The organism is Sphingomonas sp., assembly GCF_040398505.1.
In the GTDB taxonomy this organism is placed as follows: Bacteria; Pseudomonadota; Alphaproteobacteria; order Sphingomonadales; family Sphingomonadaceae; genus Sphingomonas.
The window spans coordinates 1-3,508 of sequence record NZ_JBBATX010000076.1 but is presented as its reverse complement, the minus strand read 5'-3'; the positions used below and the strand labels follow the sequence as shown (position 1 = coordinate 3,508).

Annotated in this window: 5 protein-coding genes; all 5 read left to right on the top strand. The window is 65.2% G+C overall.

Annotated features, from left to right (window positions below):
* Positions 1-651, top strand: a 651-nt coding sequence (hisF, locus tag ABWP09_RS10210; RefSeq protein WP_353205037.1) for an imidazole glycerol phosphate synthase subunit HisF, incomplete at its 5' end; no start/stop codon positions are given.
* Positions 652-820: 169 nt separating this feature from the next.
* Positions 821-997, top strand: coding sequence for a hypothetical protein (locus tag ABWP09_RS10205; RefSeq protein WP_353205036.1), 177 nt, complete (start codon positions 821-823; stop codon positions 995-997).
* 31 nt (positions 998-1,028) lie between these two features.
* Positions 1,029-1,349: a phosphoribosyl-ATP diphosphatase gene (locus tag ABWP09_RS10200; protein WP_353205035.1), complete on the top strand. Its 321-nt coding sequence runs from the start codon at positions 1,029-1,031 to the stop codon at positions 1,347-1,349.
* A gap of 51 nt (positions 1,350-1,400) precedes the next feature.
* Positions 1,401-1,778, top strand: a complete 378-nt coding sequence (locus ABWP09_RS10195; RefSeq protein ID WP_353205051.1) for a histidine triad nucleotide-binding protein — start codon at positions 1,401-1,403, stop codon at positions 1,776-1,778.
* Between the two features lie 109 nt (positions 1,779-1,887).
* Positions 1,888-3,456: an amino acid permease gene (locus tag ABWP09_RS10190; protein ID WP_353205034.1), complete on the top strand. Its 1,569-nt coding sequence runs from the start codon at positions 1,888-1,890 to the stop codon at positions 3,454-3,456.
* Positions 3,457-3,508 lie beyond the last annotated feature (52 nt).

Sequence of the window (3,508 nt, the reverse complement as noted above, 5' to 3'; positions counted from 1 at the left end):
GATGCGGCGGGGGCGGACGAGCTCTGCTTCCTCGACATCACCGCCAGCCATGAGGCGCGCGGGACGATCCTCGACGTGGTGCGCCGCACCGCCGAAGTGTGCTTCATGCCGCTGACGGTCGGCGGCGGGGTGCGATCGGTCGGCGATGCGCGCGCGCTGTTGCTGGCGGGGGCGGACAAGGTTGCGATCAACAGCGCCGCGGTCGAGCGGCCGGAGCTGGTGGGGGAGCTGGCCGACAAATTCGGCAGCCAGTGCGTCGTTGCCTCGGTCGATGCGCGGCGCGTCGCAGACGGCTGGGAAGTGTTCACCCATGGCGGCAGGCGGGCGACCGGCATCGACGCGGTTGCGCACGCGCTGCGCCTCGCCGCGCTGGGCGCGGGCGAGTTGCTCGTCACCTCGATGGACCGTGACGGGACCAAGTCGGGCTATGATCTCGAGCTAATCCGCACGATCGCCGATCAGGTGCGCGTCCCGGTGGTGGCGTCGGGCGGAGTCGGCGGGCTCGACGATCTGGTCGCGGGGATTGCTGAGGGCCATGCGAGCGCGGTGCTCGCGGCGTCGATCTTCCATTTCGGCGAGGCGAGCATTGCCGATGCCCATGCCGCACTGGCGACGGCGGGGATTCCGGTGCGGCGACCGGTTCAGGGCTGAGCGCTTCCCCACTCCTGCGCCACCCCGGCGAAGGCCGGGGCCCAGTCGTGGCGTAGAAGGAAATTACGCGCAGCATTCGAGCAATTCGACGCTCGCAACTGGGCCCCGGCCTTCGCCGGGGTGGCAGAGAAAAGGGAAAATTTAAGGGCGGTGTACTATGCCGCTCGCCATGCGCTTCCTCATCCTGTTCCTCGCCACCCCCGCACTTGCCGCGCACACGGGCGTGCCGAAGATCCGCACCGGGCCGGAACTCTCCGATATCGCGCTGTTCGTGATCGCGGCGCTTGGCGTGTGGTTCGTGCGGCGCGCGCTGCGGGCGCGCTTTGCCAAACGTCCAAAGGATTGACGCGGACGGCGGCTTGGGCCAGCCCCATTGCATGGCAGACGATACACTAGACACGCTTGAAGCGACGATCCGCGCGCGGCGCGGCACCGATCCGGCGACTTCCTATACCGCCAAACTGTTCGCACGCGGGCGCGGCAAGATCGCGCAGAAGGTCGGCGAGGAAGCGGTCGAGACCGTCATCGCCGCGCTGACCGAGGACAAGACCGCGCTGATCGGCGAGGCGACCGACCTGATTTTCCACTTGCTCGTCCTGCTGGCGGAACGCGACGTCAGCCTCGATGATATCCGCGCGGAAATCCGCCAGCGCGAAGGCGTGTCGGGGATCGACGAGAAAGCCGCGCGCACGCGTTAATAGCCCCTCCCCCGACCCCTCCCGCCAGCGGGAGGGGAGTAAGGAATGATCATGCCCGTCGACGCTACCCTGCCCTATGACGATCAGAACATCTTCGCCAAGATCTTGCGCGGGGAGATTCCGGCGACGCGGCTGTATGAAGACGACTATGCGCTCGCCTTTCCCGACATCAACCCGCAAAGCCCGACGCATATTCTGGTGATCACCAAGGGGCGCTACGTGTCGTGGGACGATTTCAGCGCGCACGCGTCGGATGCGGAGATGAGCGGCTTCGTGCGCGCGGTGGGCAAGGTTGCGCGCGATGCCGGGCTGGTGGCGAGCGGATATCGCTTGCTCGCCAATACCGGGCTCGATTCGCATCAGGAAGTGCCGCATTTGCACGTGCATATCTTCGCCGGACGCAAGCTCGGGCCGCTGCTGGCGCGGTGAAGTGCGGTGCTCCCGCCCGATAAGGGATTGCGCGTCTCCGTTTTGCCATTAGGCTCCGCCGCATAAGGAGCCGGCCACCGCGTCGGCCGCTTTCGGGGAAAAGCATTTCATGATCTTTGGGCGTATCAAGTCACTCGACGCCATTCTGGCGACGGCCGAGAAAAAGTCACTGCACCGCTCGCTCGGCTGGTTCCAGCTGACGCTGTTCGGCATTGGCTGCGTGATCGGCACGGGCATTTTCGTGCTGACCGCGGCGGGCGCGCAAAAAGCCGGCCCCGGCCTGTTGCTCGCCTTCGCGATCGCTGGCGGCATCTGCATCATCGCCGCGCTGTGCTATGCCGAGATCGGCTCGATGATCCCGGTCGCTGGCTCGGCGTACACCTATACCTATACGACGATGGGCGAATTGCTCGCCTGGACGGTCGGTTGGGCGCTGATCCTCGAATATGCCGTCGCCGCGAGCGCGGTATCGGTCGGCTGGTCGGGCTATTTTACCGGCACGATCCTCAATCAGACCTTGGGCATACACTTACCCGCCTGGCTGGAGACGGCCCCGCTGGCATTGGGCGGGTCGCCCGGCGGGTTCATCAACTTGCCGGCGGTGGTCATCGCCTTGCTCGTCACCTGGCTGCTGATGATCGGCACCAATGAAAGCGCCAAGGTCAATGCCGTGCTGGTGCTGATCAAGGTCACCGCGCTGACCGCGTTCATCGTGCTCACCTTGCCCTCCGACCAGTTCGAAATGTCGCGCTTCAACCCGTTCCTGCCAGCCGGCCTGTTCGGTGGCTTCGGCACCGGCGTCGGCGCAGTCGGCGCGGCGGCGACGATCTTCTTTGCCTATGTCGGCTTCGATGCGGTCTCGACCGCGGCGGAGGAAACCAAGAACCCGCAGCGCAACGTGCCGATCGGGCTGATTGCGTCGCTGCTATTTTGCACCGTCTTCTACATGCTGGTCGCAGCGGGGGCGGTCGGGACGATCGGCGGGCAACCGATCATGGGCCCGAACGGCGTCCCCTTCCCGGCCGGTTCGGAAGAGCTCGCGCGGCAATGCGCGCTGCCGCAATATGCCCAGCAACTGGTCTGCTCGAATGAAGCGCTCGCGCATGTGCTGCGCCAGATCGGCTTTGGCACGGTGGGCAATCTGCTCGGTTATGCGGCGTTCATCGCGCTTCCCTCGGTGATCCTCATTCTGTTGTTCGGCCAGACGCGCATCTTCTTCGTGATGAGCCGCGACGGGCTGCTGCCCGAGAAGCTGTCGGCGATTCACCCGAAGTGGAAGACGCCGTACATCGTGACGGCGCTGACCGGTGGCGCAGTGGCGTTTGCCGCAGCCTTCCTGCCGGTCGGCAAGCTGGCCGACATCGCCAATGCCGGCACGCTCTATGCCTTCATGATGGTGGCGATCTCGGTGATGATCCTGCGCAAGACGGCGCCCAATGTGAAGCGCAGCTTCAAGACGCCGGTGCTGTGGCTGATCGGGCCGCTGACCATTTTCGGCTGCGTGTTCCTGTTCTTCAACTTGCCGCTGGAGGCGATGCTGGTCTTGCCGATCTGGGGCGCGATCGGGCTGGTGATCTATTTCGCCTATAGCTATCGCGCGAGCCATGTCGGGCGCGGCATCATCGACACGATGGGCGATTTGCCGGCGGATTTGACCGGGATCGATCCCGGGCACTGAGACAAACTAAAGCGTGACAAAAAAAGGCCGGGGATCGCTCCCCGGCCTTTTT